The 14971-nt window shown below is 75.1% G+C and carries 10 protein-coding genes; 8 read left to right on the top strand and 2 right to left on the bottom strand.

Annotated elements, in window-relative coordinates; translation table 11 throughout:
* Positions 1-188 precede the first annotated feature (188 nt).
* Entirely contained in the window at positions 189-557 is a 369-nt protein-coding gene (locus AB0O11_RS29885) for a helix-turn-helix transcriptional regulator (protein WP_045698408.1), read from the top strand.
* A gap of 145 nt (positions 558-702) precedes the next feature.
* The gene (locus AB0O11_RS29880; RefSeq protein WP_363393167.1) at positions 703-912 is read left to right on the top strand and encodes a hypothetical protein; all 210 of its coding nucleotides are present in this window, start codon (positions 703-705) and stop codon (positions 910-912) included.
* 108 nt (positions 913-1020) lie between these two features.
* On the opposite strand, the gene AB0O11_RS29875 is transcribed toward AB0O11_RS29880, so the two are convergent.
* A complete protein-coding gene (locus AB0O11_RS29875; RefSeq protein ID WP_363393164.1) occupies positions 1021-5769 on the bottom strand; it encodes an ATP-dependent helicase in 4749 nt (1582 codons plus the stop codon).
* A gap of 204 nt (positions 5770-5973) precedes the next feature.
* Between AB0O11_RS29875 and AB0O11_RS29870 the strand changes: the two genes are divergently transcribed.
* The 6 genes from AB0O11_RS29870 (at position 5974) to rny (ending at position 13089) form a co-directional block, all read left to right on the top strand.
* Positions 5974-7506 (top strand): S8 family serine peptidase, encoded by a 1533-nt coding sequence (locus AB0O11_RS29870; RefSeq protein ID WP_363393161.1) that lies wholly within the window; start codon positions 5974-5976, stop codon positions 7504-7506.
* A 201-nt stretch (positions 7507-7707) separates the two neighbouring features.
* Entirely contained in the window at positions 7708-7902 is a 195-nt protein-coding gene (locus AB0O11_RS29865) for a DUF3046 domain-containing protein (RefSeq protein WP_363393158.1), read from the top strand.
* A 127-nt stretch (positions 7903-8029) separates the two neighbouring features.
* Complete coding sequence (locus tag AB0O11_RS29860) at positions 8030-9172, top strand: AI-2E family transporter (protein WP_363393198.1); 1143 nt, start codon at positions 8030-8032, stop codon at positions 9170-9172.
* Positions 9173-9367: 195 nt separating this feature from the next.
* A complete protein-coding gene (gene recA, locus AB0O11_RS29855; protein ID WP_224284746.1) occupies positions 9368-10480 on the top strand; it encodes a recombinase RecA in 1113 nt (370 codons plus the stop codon).
* Between the two features lie 409 nt (positions 10481-10889).
* Positions 10890-11486 (top strand): recombination regulator RecX, encoded by a 597-nt coding sequence (gene recX / locus AB0O11_RS29850; RefSeq protein WP_363393196.1) that lies wholly within the window; start codon positions 10890-10892, stop codon positions 11484-11486.
* Positions 11487-11619: 133 nt separating this feature from the next.
* A complete protein-coding gene (gene rny / locus AB0O11_RS29845; protein WP_363393155.1) occupies positions 11620-13089 on the top strand; it encodes a ribonuclease Y in 1470 nt (489 codons plus the stop codon).
* 52 nt (positions 13090-13141) lie between these two features.
* Here rny and AB0O11_RS29840 read toward each other — a convergent pair whose 3' ends face one another.
* Complete coding sequence (locus AB0O11_RS29840; protein ID WP_363393152.1) at positions 13142-14869, bottom strand: FAD-dependent monooxygenase; 1728 nt, start codon at positions 14867-14869, stop codon at positions 13142-13144.
* Between the last annotated feature and the right edge of the window lie 102 nt (positions 14870-14971).

Raw genomic sequence — 14971 nt, 5'->3', positions numbered from 1 at the left:
GACGGTGGCCGGGTGGGCCGCAACGGGTACCACGAGGGGCCCGCGAACCCGGGTCTGACACCGGAACAAGGAGGGGGACGGCCTTGCAGCCCAGAGTGAACACGACCAGGGTCCCCGCACGCGAAGCGGGCAAGGCGGTACGGTGGGGACGTGACATCTCGATCCGCAGTCCGAGGAGGGAGGCACCGATGATCCTGCTCCGTCGCCTACTGGGCGATGTACTGCGTCGGCAGCGCCAGCGCCAGGGCCGCACACTCCGCGAGGTGTCGGCGGCCGCCAGGGTTTCGCTCGGGTACCTCTCCGAGGTCGAGCGGGGACAGAAGGAGGCCTCCTCGGAGCTGCTCTCCGCCATCTGCGACGCACTCGACGTCCGGATGTCCGAGGTCATGCGCGAGGTCAGCGACGAACTGTCGCTCGCCGAACTTGCGGCGATGGCCACCCTCTCCGAAGGTGATCTGCTGAGGCCGGTACTCGAACCGGTTCCGCTGCCCGCCCCCGGCACCGACCGGGCGACCATGTCGCCCAAGGCCGCCGCGATGGACGTGGTCGCCGCCTGATCCCGGCCTCGACTCCCGGGCACCCCTGCCCGGAGCGAGCGAAGGGAAGGCGGTCGTGCGAACAGACGCGCAGACGCGCCCGATGGTCCGAATACGGGCCCGGGCGCGGCCGTTCCTCCGGGTGCGGCAGCCCGTGCGGTGGGCGTTGGCAGTCTTCGTGGCCGGGCTCGCCTGGTGGCTCCTGGTGGCCCGGGGCCAGTCGGCCGACGGTGGGGCGCTGGGGCTGCTCGTGGCCGGCGGCTGGGGGCTCGGTCTCATTCCGGTCCACGCCGACTGGAACGCGACCGGACCGGCCCGGCGCCCGGGCCCGGAGCCGGCGGGACCGGTGGAGGCGCAGCCGCCGCCGATCGGGTGATTCGACGCGACCGGAGGCCGCGGGGTTCTCGACCCCGCGGCCTCCGGCCTTCTCCCGCCGCTGTCCGCCGGTTCCCGCGTCCGGTTCAGCGGCGCACGGTTCAGCGGTTCACGGGCGCAGGCGCAGGCCGCGCGGGGTGGCGTGGAAACCGGCCTCCTCCAGGGCGCGGCCGAGGGCCGAGCCGAGCGCGGGCTCGCCGTTGGCCCGCTCGACCGTGACGCTGCCGAGCGCGCCCTCCCGGACGGCGGCCGCGAGCGCACCGGCCGCCAGCGCCCGGGTGGCCTCGTCCTCCGGCCAGGCCAGCAGGGACTTGCCGCCGCGTTCGACGTACAGCGTCAGCTCGCCGTCCACCAGGACCACCAGGGCGCCCGCCTTGCGGCCCGGCCGGTGGGCGGTGGACTCCCTGCCGCCGGGGGCGGTGGGCGGTTCGGGCCAGGGCAGTGCCGCGCCGTACGCGTTGGCCGGATCCGCAGCGGCCAGCACCAGCGTCTGCGGCGGCTCGCCGGACGGGGCGGCAGGCCACTCGGCGGCCCGGGCCCGCTCCAGCCGGCCGTTCACCGAGCGCAGCCGGTCGGCCGCGCCCTCCATGGCGAACTGGGCGCCACCCAGGCCCTCGACGAAGTAGCCCCGGCGGGCCCGGCCGCGCTCCTCCATCGCGGCGAGCACCCGGTAGACCCCGGCGAAGCCGCCGGGCACCCGCTCGGCCGCCACCGTGCCCCGGGTGAGCAGGCCGTGCCGGTCCAGCAGGCTCTGCGCCTGGGCGGTGGCCCGGACCGTCGGGTCGGCGGCGAAGGCGGGCAGCAGCGACCAGCGCCCGGCCACCGTCGGTGGGCCGCTGCGCAGGGCGCCGCCGACCCGGCCGAAGGCGCGGCCGGCACCGCCGTAGCGGCCGCGCGGGGTGGACCGGGGAGCGCGGTGGGCGGTGGCGCCCGCCGTCCGGCCGGAGCCGAGCAGGGCGCGCAGCGGGGCGAGGGTGTCGTTGGTGACGTAACCGGCCCAGACCAGGTCCCAGAGCGCCTCGACGATCTCCGGCTCTGCGGTCTCCGGCGGGAGCTGCTGGACGAGTTGGCGGAAGAACAGGCCGTAGCCGCCGGCCAGCGCGGACATCAGGGCGCTGTGCACCGGGGTGAGCGCGGGCGGCACGGGCTCGGGGCGCAGCAGGTGGGCGTTCTCGGTCAGGTGGAGGCTGAGCCAGCCGTCCTTGCCGGGCAGGGCGCCGGCCCCGCACCAGCCGACCTCGCCGGCCGCCATCAGCTCGTCCAGCAGCCCGGGCGAGTAGTCGGCGAGCCGGGCCGGGAGGATCAGCTTCTCCAGCGCGGAGGCGGGCAGGGCGGTGCCCTGGAGCTGCTCGATCACCCGCAGCAGGCCGTCCGGGCCGCGCAGTCGGTGGCCGGCCAGGTGCTGCCACTGAGGCAGGAAGGCGGCCAGGGCGCGCGGCGGGACCGGCTCGACCTCCTGGCGCAGGGCGGCCAGCGAGCGGCGGCGCAGCCGGCGCAGCACCTCGGCGTCGCACCACTCGGGGGCGGTGTGCCCGGGAGGGGCAGCGCGAAGCGCTTCCGGTGAAGGGCGGTGGCGGGCGGCGGGTGGGAGGTACTGGCCCTGGACCAGGCGGCCTGCGGCGGTCAGGCGGTGCAGGGTGCCGGTGACCACGGCGGTGCCCAGGCCGTAGCGGTCGGCGGCCTCGGCGGCGGTGAACGGGCCGTGGGTGCGGGCGTGGCGGGCGATCAGATCGCCCAGCGGGTCCTTGACCGGCTCGGTGAAGGCCTCCGGGACGCCGACCGGCAGGGGCGTGCCCAGCGCGTCGCGCAGCCGTCCGGCGTCCTCGATCGCGGCCCAGCGCTGCTCGCCCGCGATCCGGACCTGGATCACCCGGCGGGCCGCCTCCAGCTCCAGGGCCCAGAGCGGCTCGGCCCCGCGGAGGGTCAACTCGGCCTCGGTGAGCGGGCCGAGCAGGCGCAGGGCGTCGGCGACGCCCTCGGCGTCCTTGATCCGGCGCTCGGGGGTGAGGCGCTGGAGTTCGGCCTCCAGCTCGGTGAGCACCTGGGGGTCGAGCAATTCGCTCAGCTCGGCCTGGCCGAGGAGTTCGGACAGCAGCCGGGAGTCGAGCGAGAGGGCGGCGGCGCGGCGCTCGGCGAGCGGGGAGTCGCCCTCGTAGAGGAACTGGGCGACGTAGCCGAACAGCAGTGAGCGGGCGAACGGCGAGGGCTCGGGGGTGGTGACCTCGACCAGGCGGACGGCGCGGGACTCCAGATCGCCCATCAGCTCGACCAGGCCGGGGACGTCGAAGACGTCCTGCAGGCACTCCCGGACGGCCTCCAGGACGATCGGGAACGAGCCGTACTCGGAGGCGACTTCGAGGAGTTGGGCGGCGCGCCGGCGCTGCTGCCAGAGCGGGGTGCGGCGGCCGGGGTTGCGGCGGGGGAGCAGCAGGGCGCGGCCGGCGCACTCGCGGAAGCGGGAGGCGAACAGGGCGGAGCCGCCGACCTGGTCGGTGACCAGCTGCTCGATCTCGCCGGGGTCGAACAGGGCGGCGTCGGCGCCGACGGGGGCTTCGTCCGGGCTCGACTGCTCCGACGGGCTGCCGAGATCGAAGTCGAGGCCGAACAGGTCGGCGTCGGGCAGGCGGAGCACGATGCCGTCGTCGGCGTGCATGACCTGCGGGTCCAGGCCGTGCTTCTCGCGCAGCCGGGCACCGAGGGCGAGCGCCCAGGGGGCGTGCACCTGGGCGCCGAACGGGGAGTGGATGACGATCCGCCAGTCGCCGAGCTCGTCCCGGAAGCGCTCGACCACGATGGTGCGGTCGTCCGGGAGGTGGCCGCAGGCGGCGCGCTGCTCGGCCAGGTAGTCCAGCAGGTTGGCGGCCGCCCAGTCGTCCAGGCCGGCCTGCTTGAGGCGATCGGTGGCGGCCTCGGGCCGCATGCCGCCCAGCTCGCGGGTGAACGCGCCGAGGGCGCGGCCGAGTTCGAGCGGGCGGCCGAGGGTGTCGCCCTTCCAGAACGGGAGCCGGCCGGGGACGCCGGGGGCGGGGGTGACCAGCACCTTGTCGTGGGTGATCTCCTCGATCCGCCAGGAGGTGGTGCCGAGGGTGAAGACGTCGCCGACGCGGGACTCGTAGACCATCTCCTCGTCGAGCTCTCCGACGCGGCCGCCGCCCTTCTTGTTCGTCCCTGCGTCGGACGCGGTGGTGCCGGCGATGAAGACGCCGAACAGGCCGCGGTCGGGGATGGTGCCGCCGGAGGTGACGGCCAGTCGCTGGGCGCCGGGGCGGCCGGTCACCGTGCCGGCCACCCGGTCCCACACCAGGCGGGGGCGCAACTCGGCGAAGGCGTCCGAGGGGTAGCGGCCGGCCAGCATGTCGAGCACGGCGTCGAAGGCGGACTGCGGGAGGGTCGCGAAGGGCGCGGCGCGGCGGACCACGGCGAGCAGCTCGTCCACCGGCCAGGCGTCCAGGGCCGTCATCGCGACCAGTTGCTGGGCGAGCACGTCCAGCGGGTTGCGCGGGATGCGCAGCGCCTCGATCCGGCCGGCCCGCATCCGCTCGGTGACCACGGCGGACTGCACCAGGTCGCCCCGGTACTTGGGGAAGAAGACGCCGGTGGAGACGGCGCCGACCTGGTGGCCGGCCCGGCCGACCCGTTGCAGGCCGGAGGCGACCGAGGGCGGGGACTCGACCTGGACGACCAGCTCGACGGCGCCCATGTCGATGCCCAGCTCCAGGCTGGAGGTGGCGACCACGGCGGGCAGCCGGCCGGCCTTCAACTCCTCCTCGACGAGCGCGCGTTGCTCCTTGGAGACGGAGCCGTGGTGGGCCCGGGCGATGACCTGGGGCGCGCCCTTGGCCGTGCCCGAGCCGCCCATCAGCTCGGCCGGGGCGTGCGCCTCGGGGAGGGCGGTGCCGGTGGAGCGCTCGTGGGCGATCTCGTTCAGCCGGTTGCACAGCCGCTCGGCCAGCCGGCGGGAGTTGGCGAAGACGATGGTCGAGCGGTGCGCCTCGACCAGGTCGACGATCCGCTCCTCGACGTGAGGCCAGATCGACGCCTGCCGCTGCGGGTCGCTGCCGGCGGCGCCGCCGGTGGCCGGGGCGGCGGGCAGGTCGTCGAGGTCGGGGACGGGGACGACCACCGAGAGGTCGAAGTCCTTGGCGGCGGCGGGCTGGACCACGGCGGCGCCGCGCTGCGGGCTGAGGAAGCGGGCCACCTCCTCGACCGGGCGGACCGTGGCGGACAGGCCGATCCGGCGGGCCGGGCGGTCCAGCAGCTCGTCCAGCCGCTCCAGGCTGAGGGCGAGGTGGGCACCGCGCTTGGTGCCGGCGACCGCGTGCACCTCGTCCAGGATCACCGTGTCCACGCCGCGCAGGGCCTCCCGGGAGGCGGAGGTGAGCAGCAGGAACAGCGACTCGGGGGTGGTGATCAGGATGTCCGGCGGGTGGGTCGCGAAGCGGCGGCGGTCGGCGGCCGGGGTGTCGCCGGAGCGGATGGCGACCTGGACCTCGGGCTCCGCCAGGCCGAGCCGGACGGCGGCCTGGCGCAGGCCGGCCAGCGGGGCGCGCAGGTTCCGTTCGACGTCCACCGCGAGGGCCTTGAGCGGTGAGACGTAGAGGACCCGGCAGCGGCGCTTGGGCCCGGCGGGGGCGGGGGTGCTGCTGAGCCGGTCGAGGGCGGAGAGGAAGGCGGCCAGCGTCTTGCCGGAGCCGGTGGGGGCGACCACCAGGACGTCCGTCTCCCGCTGGATGGCCTGCCAGGCCTCGGCCTGGGCGGCGGTGGGGGCGGAGAAGGCGCCGGTGAACCAGGCCCGGGTGGCCGGGGCGAATCCGGCCAGGGGGTCTTCGGCGGGCGGGGTCGGTTGTGGGGGCGCCATGCCCCCATGGTGCCGGGTGGGACTGACACGTGGGGGTGAGCGGAGGTGTCGGGGGACGTGCGGGCGGAGGTTCCGGGGGAGGGATGCAAGCTGGGGAGCAGAAATAACAATCCGCTCATATGGTGATGAATCGGAAGCTTGATCCACCCGAGACCCAGCCGATCCACCCCGTGACCCACCGGACCGACGAGCGGAGGCCGTGCGATGGCGCAGGCGTACCCGGGGGGCGGGCCCGCCCGCGTCGCCCGGCGCCGCCGGGTCCGCGGGCCCGCCCGGGCACTGGTCGCGATGCTGCTCACGGCGCTCGTCGGGGGTGGCGCCGTCCCGTACGTGTCCGGGCCGGGACGGGCCTACCTCAGCTACCTGGTGCTGGCCGAGGACGAGGACGCCGCCGGAGCGGCCCGGGCCGGGGCGGAGAGCCGGGCGGCGGGCGGGCAGGTGCTCCAGGAGTACCCGCAGATCGGGGCCGTGCTGGCGTACGCGACCGGCCCGTTCGCCGACCGGTTGCGGGCCCGGCCCGGGATCGCCGCCGTCGGGGCGACCAGGACCGCGCCGGTGGTCGCGCCGCCGCGGACGGTGGTGGGCGCGGGGTACTTCACGGCGGGTCCGGCCACGGGGGGCCGGACGGGCGGCGGGAGGGGCGGTGACCGGATGGACGGGGGGACCGCGACGGTGCCCGATCCGGGGGAGGGTGGCGCCTGGAACCTGGCCATGCTCGCGGGCGCCGCCGCTCGGGTGGGAGACGCGTCGGTGGTGTCCGCGGGCGTCGTGCCGAGCGCCGAGGCGCTGCACAAGGTGCTGGTCGCGGTCCTGGACTCCGGGGTCGACGACACCCACCCGGACCTGCGCGCCGCCGTCGACCCGAAGGCCTCCGCCTCCTGTGCGGACGGCCGGCCCGATGCCCGCACCGGCGCCTGGCGGCCGGACGCCGGGGTGACCGAGAGCGGCCACGGCACGCACGTCGCCGGGATCGTCGGCGCCACCCGGGACGGCCACGGCGTCACCGGGGTCGCGCCGGGCGTGCGGATCGCCGCCGTCCGGCTGCTCGGGCCACTCGGGCAGTACTACGCGGAGAACATCGTCTGCGGCATGCTCTGGGCCGCCGACCACGGGGCCAAGGCGATCAACAACAGCTACTTCGCCGACCCGTGGAAGTACAACTGTCCCGAGGACCGGGACCAGGCCGCGCTGATCGCGGCCGTCGGGCGGGCCGCCGGGTACGCGCAGCGGAAGGGCGCGGTGGTGGTCGCCTCGGCGGGCAACGACGGGCAGGACCTCGGCGCCTCGCGGACAGACGAGCGGAGCCCCAACGACCGGGTCTCGGGGCCCGCCCCCGTCCGTCACCTGGGCACCGAGTGCGTGAGGCTGCCCGGCGAGCTGCCCGGGGTGGTCACCGTCACCGCGGTCAACCGGGACGGGCGCCCGGCCGGCTACTCCAACTACGGGCGCGGGCGGGTCTCGCTGGCTGCACCGGGGGGCGAACCGGACGGCGGGCCGCAGGGGGCGATCGTCTCCGACTGGCCGGCAGGGCAGTACGCGGCGCTGGCGGGGACCTCGATGGCGGCCGCGCACGTGACCGGGGCGGTGGCGGTGGCGGCGGCGTTGCATCCGGAGCTGGGGTCGGACGGGCTGGCGGGGATGCTGGCGGGGGCGGCGGCTTCGGGGTGTCCTGCGGGGCCTCTCGGGTGCGGGGAGCGGCAGTACTTCGGGGCGGGGTTGGTGGTGGTGCCCCGTTGACCGGCGGGGTGGGGGTTCGGGGGCGGGGCTCTCGGGAGGGCGGGGGTGCCGTGAGGCTGACGGTGACGGCGGGGTGGGTTCTCGTGCGGGCGCGCGGGCCTCGCCGTCCACCAGGACTTCCCGGAGGCGGTCCCCGGTATCGAGGCCGGGTCCGTGTCGACGGCCGGGGGCCGGTGGGCCCGGTCCGGGATACTTGGGGGCATGAGGCTGACGGAGTTCTGGCGACGGATGCACGCGCACTTCGGGGAGGCGTACGCGGAGTCGTTCGCGACCGACCACGTGATGAGCGAGTTGGGCGGGCGGACGGTGCGGCAGGCGCTGGAGGCGGGCTGGGAGGCCAAGGACGTCTGGCGCGTGGTCTGCGACACCCAGGGCGTCTCCGGCGTGCTGCGCTGAGTGCCGGCGCCCGGGCGGCATGGGACAGACTGTTCGGGTGACAAGTAGCGCAGAACAGAAGAATACGGACGGGGTGGAGCGGGGGGCGGACGGCGCTCCGGCGGGTGGGGGGCTGTGGGGCGGCGGGATGCCGCGCTGGCTGCCGCGGGCGATGGTGCTGTTCCTGCTGCTGGTGGGGCTGTTCCAGCTCGCCGACTGGGCGTTCCGGCAGCTGATCGACCTGTTCGTGATGCTGCTGGTGTCCTTCTTCCTCTCGCTGGCGCTGGAGCCGGCCGTGGACCGGATGGCGGCGCGGGGGGTGCGCCGGGGGGTGGGGACCTTCCTGGTGTTCGTGGCGGTCGGGGTCGCGGTGGTGGGCTTCCTCGCCGCGCTCGGCACGCTGCTGGTCGACCAGGTGGCGAAGATCGCCGGTGACCTGCCGCACCTGGTCGACAACCTGATCGGCTGGATCAACCGGACCTTCCACCAGGACGTCTCGCTGGGCGAGTTGCAGAAACGGTTGCTCAAGGACTCCGGCACCATCGAGAACTACGCCCAGCAGGCCGCCGACAACGTCTGGGGCGTCTCGTCCACCGTGATCGGCGGGCTCTTCCAGGCCTTCACCGTCGGGCTGTTCACCTTCTACTTCACCGCCGAGGGCCCACGGGTGCGACGGACGGTCTGTTCGCTGCTGCCGCCCGCGAAGCAGGGCGAGGTGCTGCGGGCCTGGGAGATCGCGCTCGCCAAGACCGGCGGCTACCTGTACTCCCGGGCGCTGCTCGCGGTGGCGTCGGCCATCGGGCACTGGGTGGTGTTCGAGCTGCTGGACCTGCCGTACGCGGCGGCGCTGGCGGTCTGGGTCGGCGTCATGTCGCAGTTCGTGCCGACCATCGGGACCTATCTGGCGGGGGCGCTGCCGGTCCTGGTGGCGCTGACCGTGGAGCCGGTGGACGCGCTCTGGGTGCTGGTCTTCGTGGTGGTCTACCAGCAGATCGAGAACTACCTGCTGCACCCGCGGATCACCGCGCGGACGGTGGACGTGCACCCGGCCGTGGCCTTCGGCTCGGTGATCGCGGGCGCGGCGCTGCTCGGTGCGGTGGGCGCGCTGATCGCGATCCCGGCGGCGGCGACGCTCCAGGGGTTCGTGGGGACGTACGTGCGGCGGTACGAGGTGGCCACCGATCCGCGGATCGACCGGGGAGAGCAGCGGCGGGTCCGGCGGGAGCTGCGCCGGGAGGCGGCCCGGCGGCTGCGCCGGATGGTCGGCGGGGACGGGAGGCGCGGGGAGTGACGCGGGGCGCCGTTCCCGGGGTGTCCTCGGGGGCGGCGTGGCCCGGACGTGCGACGCTTGAATCGAACAGATGTTCTTTGTACTCTCCGGCGAGGAGTTTTCCACAGGCCGAGCCCGGTCGGGCTCGTTTGTCAGTGGGACGCGCTAGCGTCGAGGACGATGAAGCGCACAGCACAGAACCCGAGGGAAAAAGCCATGGCAGGTACGGACCGCGAGAAGGCCCTGGAGACCGCTCTCGCCCAGATCGAGCGGCAGTTCGGCAAGGGCTCGGTGATGCGCCTCGGCGAGAAGGCCAACGAGCCGGTCGAGGTGATCTCCACCGGGTCCACCGCCCTGGACGTCGCCCTCGGGGTCGGCGGCATCCCGCGCGGCCGAGTGATCGAGATCTACGGCCCCGAGTCCTCCGGTAAGACCACCCTGACCCTGCACCTGGCCGCCAACGCCCAGAAGGCCGGCGGCACGGTCGCGTTCGTCGACGCGGAGCACGCGCTCGACCCGGAGTACGCCAAGAAGCTCGGCGTGGACACCGACGCCCTGCTGGTCAGCCAGCCGGACACCGGTGAGCAGGCGCTGGAGATCACCGACATGCTGATCCGCTCCGGCGCGATCGACCTGGTGATCATCGACTCGGTCGCGGCGCTCGTCCCGCGCGCCGAGATCGAGGGCGAGATGGGTGACTCGCACGTCGGTCTCCAGGCCCGGCTGATGAGCCAGGCGCTGCGCAAGATCGCCGGTGCGCTGAACCAGTCGAACACCACCGCGATCTTCATCAACCAGCTGCGCGAGAAGATCGGCGTGATGTTCGGTTCGCCGGAGACCACGACCGGTGGCCGGGCGCTGAAGTTCTACGCCTCGGTCCGCCTCGACATCCGCCGGATCGAGACCCTGAAGGACGGCACCGAGGCGGTCGGCAACCGCACCCGCGTCAAGGTGGTCAAGAACAAGGTCGCCGCGCCGTTCAAGCAGGCCGAGTTCGACATCCTCTACGGCGTGGGCATCAGCCGCGAGGGCGGCCTGATCGACATGGGCGTGGAGCACGGCTTCATCCGCAAGTCGGGCGCCTGGTACACCTACGAGGGCGACCAGCTCGGCCAGGGCAAGGAGAACGCCCGCAACTTCCTGCGGGACAACCCGCAGCTCGCCGACGAGATCGAGCGAAAGATCAAGGGCAAGCTCGGCATCGGCCCGAAGCTGGAGGAGCCGGCCGAGGGCGGGGCGGAGGCCGCCGCCGACGGCGCCGCCAAGCCGATCACCGCGACCGCCACCAAGACGGCCGCGGCGAAGAAGACGGCGGCGGCCAAGGCCTGAGCCGTTGACGCAGTACGACACGGTGGGCATCGGCAGCCCGGAGGACGACGACCACGGGCCGCCGGACTGGTTCGCCGCGGTCGCGGAGGAACCGGAGCCGGTGGCCGCGAAGCCCCGGGGATCGCGCTCCCGGCGCGGCCGTCAGTCCACCACGCAATGGGCATCCGGCTCCGAGCCGGAGTTCGACCGGGCTCCGGCCCGGCCGGTGCGCGGCGCGGCGCCCGGGCCGGAGCCGGCGGAGGCCTCGGTCGAGGCGCTCGGCCTGGTCTCCGCCTCCGAGCTGCCCACCGGCCGTCGGCGGCGGCGCTCGGCCGTGGCGGCCGAGGAATCTGAAGCGGCCGGAACCGCTTCGACACCGGCGGCCGTGGAGAGCGGCCGGGGCGGGGACGAGGCGGCCGGTCACGGGGGTGTGGCCGCCTCGGCCTCCCGCCGTGGCGCGCGTCGGGGCCGTTCCGCCGCCGGGCCGTCCGGGGAGGAGGGCGCCGGCCGTACCTCCCGCAAGCAGGCCGAGGAGTCGGTCGATCCGGAGACCCGTGCCCGGGACGTCTGCCTGCGGCTGCTGACCGGCGCCGCCAAGACCCGCAAACAGCTCGCCGACGCCCTGCGCAAACGGCAGGTCCCGGACGAGGTCGCCGACGAGGTGCTCACCCGGCTCGAAGAGGTCGGGCTGATCGACGACGCGGCCTTCGCCGCAGCCTGGGTGGAGTCCCGGCACGCCGTCCGGGGCCTGTCCCGGCGGGCGCTGGCCCAGGAACTGCGCACCAAGGGCGTCGCCGCCGACCTGGTCGAGCAGGCCGTCGCCCAGCTCGACCACGACGACGAGACGGACGCGGCCCGGGCTTTGGTCGAGCGCAAGCTGCGGTCCACCCGTGGGCTGGACACACAGGTGCGCACCCGGCGGCTGGTCGGGATGCTGGCGCGGCGCGGCTACTCCGAGGGGCTGGCGTTCCGGGTGGTGCGCAGTGCGCTGGAGGAGGAGTCGAGTGAACCGTCAGGTCGGGAGTAGTGGCAGTTTTGTAGGCTTCTTGGGGTGAGCCGGGTCAACTCTTGACCGTTTCGTGACCCCCACCTAGCCTCGCCTTCAGTGCCCGGGGCGCCTCCGGACGGCGGCCCGCGCGGCGACGGGGGAGTGGGCGGCAATGGGGATCTCGGCTGGCACCGGTCCGAGCGGCTCGCCGGTTTCGGTCGCCGGATCGGCCGCGTTCCTCCTGCTGGTGCTCGTGGTGGCCGCCGGGCTGATCATCAGGCGGCTCCAGGCGGCCCGGCGCAGCGCGCTCGCCGAGGCCGAGCAGGCCCGCCGGTGGGCCGAGGAACAGACCGCCCGGCAGCGGGCCGAAATCGCCCGCCGCGAGGAGGGCGTGGCCGAGGAACTGCGCAGGCTGCGCCGCCGGGAGGACGAACTGGCGGAGCGCTCCGCCGAGTTGGAGCGTTCCCGGAGTGAGGCCGAGACGCTGGTCACCCGCCGGGTGGCGGCACTGGAGCGCGCTGCCGGGCTCTCCGCCGAGCAGGCCCGCGCCGAACTCCTGCGGGAGGCCGAGCAGTCGGCCCGGCGGGAGGCCGCGGTCACCGTCCGGGAGATCGAGCGCGAGGCCAAGGAGGAGGGCGGGCGCCGGGCCCGGGACATCATCGCCGGGGCGATCCAGCGGCTGGCGACGGAGCAGACCGCGGAGAGCGCCGTCACCGTCCTCCGACTGCCGAACGAGGACATGAAGGGTCGGATCATCGGCCGCGAGGGCCGCAACATCCGCGCCTTCGAGGCGGTCACCGGCGTGAACCTGATCGTCGACGACACTCCCGAGTCGGTGCAGTTGTCCTGCTTCGACCCGGTCCGCCGGGAGACCGCCCGGCTCACCCTGGAGCAGCTGGTCGAGGACGGCCGGATCCACCCGAACCGGATCGAGCACCTGCACGAGCGCAGCCGTGAGGAGGTCGAGCAGCGCTGCGTCCGGGCCGGTGAGGACGCCCTGCTGGACGCCCGGGTCGGCGGGATGCACCCCGAACTCGTCCGCACCCTGGGCGCGTTGCGCTACCGGACCTCGTACGGGCAGAACGTGCTCGGACACCTGCTGGAGTCCGCGCACCTGGCCGGGATGATGGCCGCCGAGCTCGGGGTGGACCCGGAGCCGGTGCGGCGCGCGGCGCTGCTGCACGACATCGGCAAGGCGCTCAGCCACGAGTCCGAGGGCAGCCACGCGGCCGTCGGCGCGGAGCTCGCCCGGCGGTACGGGGAGTCCCCCGAGGTGGTGCACGCGATCGCCGCCCACCACAACGAGGTCGAGCCCCGCACCGTGACGGCCGCGCTCACCCAGGCCGCGGACGGCTGCTCGGGCGGCCGGCCGGGCGCGCGCAAGGAGTCGCTGGAGCTGTACGTCCGGCGGCTGGCGCGGCTGGAGGAGATCGCGCGCTCGCACGAGGGCGTGGCCGAGGTGTACGCGATGCAGGCCGGCCGCGAGGTCCGGGTGATGGTCCGTCCGGACGCGGTGGACGACCTCGGCGCGGAGCTGATCGCCCGCGAGGTGGCCCGCCAGGTCTCCACCGAGTTGACCTATCCGGGCCGGATCCAGGTGACGGTGGTCCGCGAGAGCCGGGCCACGGCCGTGGCCGGTTAGGGCGCGTCCGACGATTCGAGTCGGATCAGCGCGCGGCGGGAGTCGTCGGACCCTAGGAGATGCCCCGGCTCGGGGAGTCCACCTGCTGCGGCGCGGGCTGCTCGGCCGGGTCGGGCACCCGGGTGAGCGTGGCCGGGCCGCCGCGGGCGCGGTCGGCGAGGGCGAGCAGGTCCTCGGCGACGGCGCCCTGGGTGGCGCCGACCAGATGACCGTCCGGGCGGATCAGCAGGACGGTGTGCGGGCCGGCGCCCGGGTAGTCCTCGGTGACCAGCACCTCGGCGGGGACGGGCAGCGCGGCGGCGACCTCCGCGAGGCGGGGCATCAGGCCGGCGCCGAGCCAGTGCTCGGAGGACCAGACGGTGGTGCCGGGGGCGACCAGCAGCAGCAGGAAGGTGGCGCCGAGCCGGGCATGCAGGTGGTCGGGGGTGCCGTCGTCGGCGAGCACCGGCAGGTCCGGGACGAGCACGCCGGGGGCGGTGGGGGGCAGCAGCTCGCTGAGCGAGGTGGTGCCGCGCGTGCCGCGCTGCACCGGGACCCGGCCCGGGACGCCGGGGGGCGCCGCCGGGTAGGCGGGCGCGCCGCCGAACCGGCCGGTGCCGAGCTGGCCGTCGGCGAGCAGCGGGGCGTGCTTGCGGAAGCCGCCCACCAGCAGCGAGCGCCGGGTCTGCTGCCAGCCGCGCAGTGGGCGCAGCAGCGGCATGGACTGGTCGACCGCGCGCAGCCGGGCGCCGACCGCCCCGCGCCGCTCGGCCTCGTAACCGTCCAGCAGCGAGCCGCCGGGCTGCGGGCCGCCGGGGTGGAGGTGCCAGGCGAGGGCGAGCCGCCAGGCGAGGTTGTCGGCGTCGCGCAGCCCGTCCGAGAGGTTCTGCATGCCGAGCGCGCCGTGCAGGTGGGCGGCGTCGCCGGCGAGGAAGCAGCGGCCGGCCCGGAAGCGGGCGGCGAGCCGCTGCTGGGCCGTGTGGTCGGCGGCGGCCAGCAGTTCGAATCGGGGCAGCTCGCCGCACCAGCCGGTGAGGGTGGAGGTGACCCGGGTGAGCAGGGTGTCGCCGGTGACGATGCCGGGCCAGGTGGCGTGCGGGTCGACCGTCTCGGTGGCGGCGGGACGGCCGGGGGGCAGCCGCCAGTCGAGCCGCCAGACGCCGTCCGGCAGCGGACGGGCGGAGGCCTCGCGGTCGCCCCGCCACGGGGGCTCGCGGTGCAGCCGGGCGCCGTCGAAGGGCAGGTCGACCCGGACGGTGGCGATGGCGTTGCGGTCGACCGCCGGGCGGCCGGGGAAACGGATCTTCAGGAGCTTGCGGACGGCGGACCTGGCGCCGTCGCAGCCGACCAGGTGGCTGCCGCGCCACCAGGTGGTGGAGCCGTCCTGGGTGCCCATGGTGCGGACGCTGACGCCGTCCCGGTCCTGTTCGAGCTCGACGACCCGGTTGAGCGGGACCAGCTTGATCAGCGGGGTGCCGGTCAGGGCGTCGCGCAGCCCGCGCTGGAGGCGGTGCTGGGGCAGGTGGAAGGTGGGCGAGTCGGTGAGGTCGATCCGCAGCACCTCCTGGCGGCGGCGCCAGACGGCGAAGGAGTCCCACAGCGCGGAGTCCGAGACCGCCCGCGGGTACCCGATCCGGGTCAGGAAGGCGGCGGTGTCGGCGCCGAGGACGAGGCTGCGCGGGCCCTCGGGACAGAGCCCGGAGCCCTCGTCCAGGACGACGGTCGGCACCTCGTGCCGGGCCAGGGCGAGGGCCAGGGCCAGACCGACCGGTCCGGCCCCGACCACGATCACCGGGTCCATGAGGGAACCTCCGGGCACGAACCGGCCGATCGGCCGGCGTCAGTTACGGCTGCCGCATATGCCGCGTGGATGCTCCCGGGAGGTGTCACGAACAGCAATGCA

It is taken from the genome of Kitasatospora sp. NPDC093102 (genome assembly GCF_040683915.1).
GTDB lineage: Bacteria > Actinomycetota > Actinomycetes > Streptomycetales > Streptomycetaceae > Kitasatospora.
The sequence above is the reverse complement of the archived record's forward strand: the minus strand, read 5'-3'. Positions and strand labels throughout refer to the sequence as shown.

Bases quoted from the DNA above. Each gene is read 5' to 3' on its own strand.
- AB0O11_RS29885 (WP_045698408.1), top strand. From the start codon at position 189: ATGATCCTGCTCCGTCGCCTACTGGGCGATGTACTGCGTCGGCAGCGC.
- AB0O11_RS29875 (WP_363393164.1), bottom strand. From the start codon at position 5,769: ATGGCGCCCCCACAACCGACCCCGCCCGCCGAAGACCCCCTGGCCGGA.
- AB0O11_RS29870 (WP_363393161.1), top strand. From the start codon at position 5,974: ATGGCGCAGGCGTACCCGGGGGGCGGGCCCGCCCGCGTCGCCCGGCGC.
- AB0O11_RS29865 (WP_363393158.1), top strand. From the start codon at position 7,708: ATGAGGCTGACGGAGTTCTGGCGACGGATGCACGCGCACTTCGGGGAG.
- AB0O11_RS29860 (WP_363393198.1), top strand. From the start codon at position 8,030: ATGCCGCGCTGGCTGCCGCGGGCGATGGTGCTGTTCCTGCTGCTGGTG.
- recA (WP_224284746.1), top strand. From the start codon at position 9,368: ATGGCAGGTACGGACCGCGAGAAGGCCCTGGAGACCGCTCTCGCCCAG.
- rny (WP_363393155.1), top strand. From the start codon at position 11,620: ATGGGGATCTCGGCTGGCACCGGTCCGAGCGGCTCGCCGGTTTCGGTC.
- AB0O11_RS29840 (WP_363393152.1), bottom strand. From the start codon at position 14,869: ATGGACCCGGTGATCGTGGTCGGGGCCGGACCGGTCGGTCTGGCCCTG.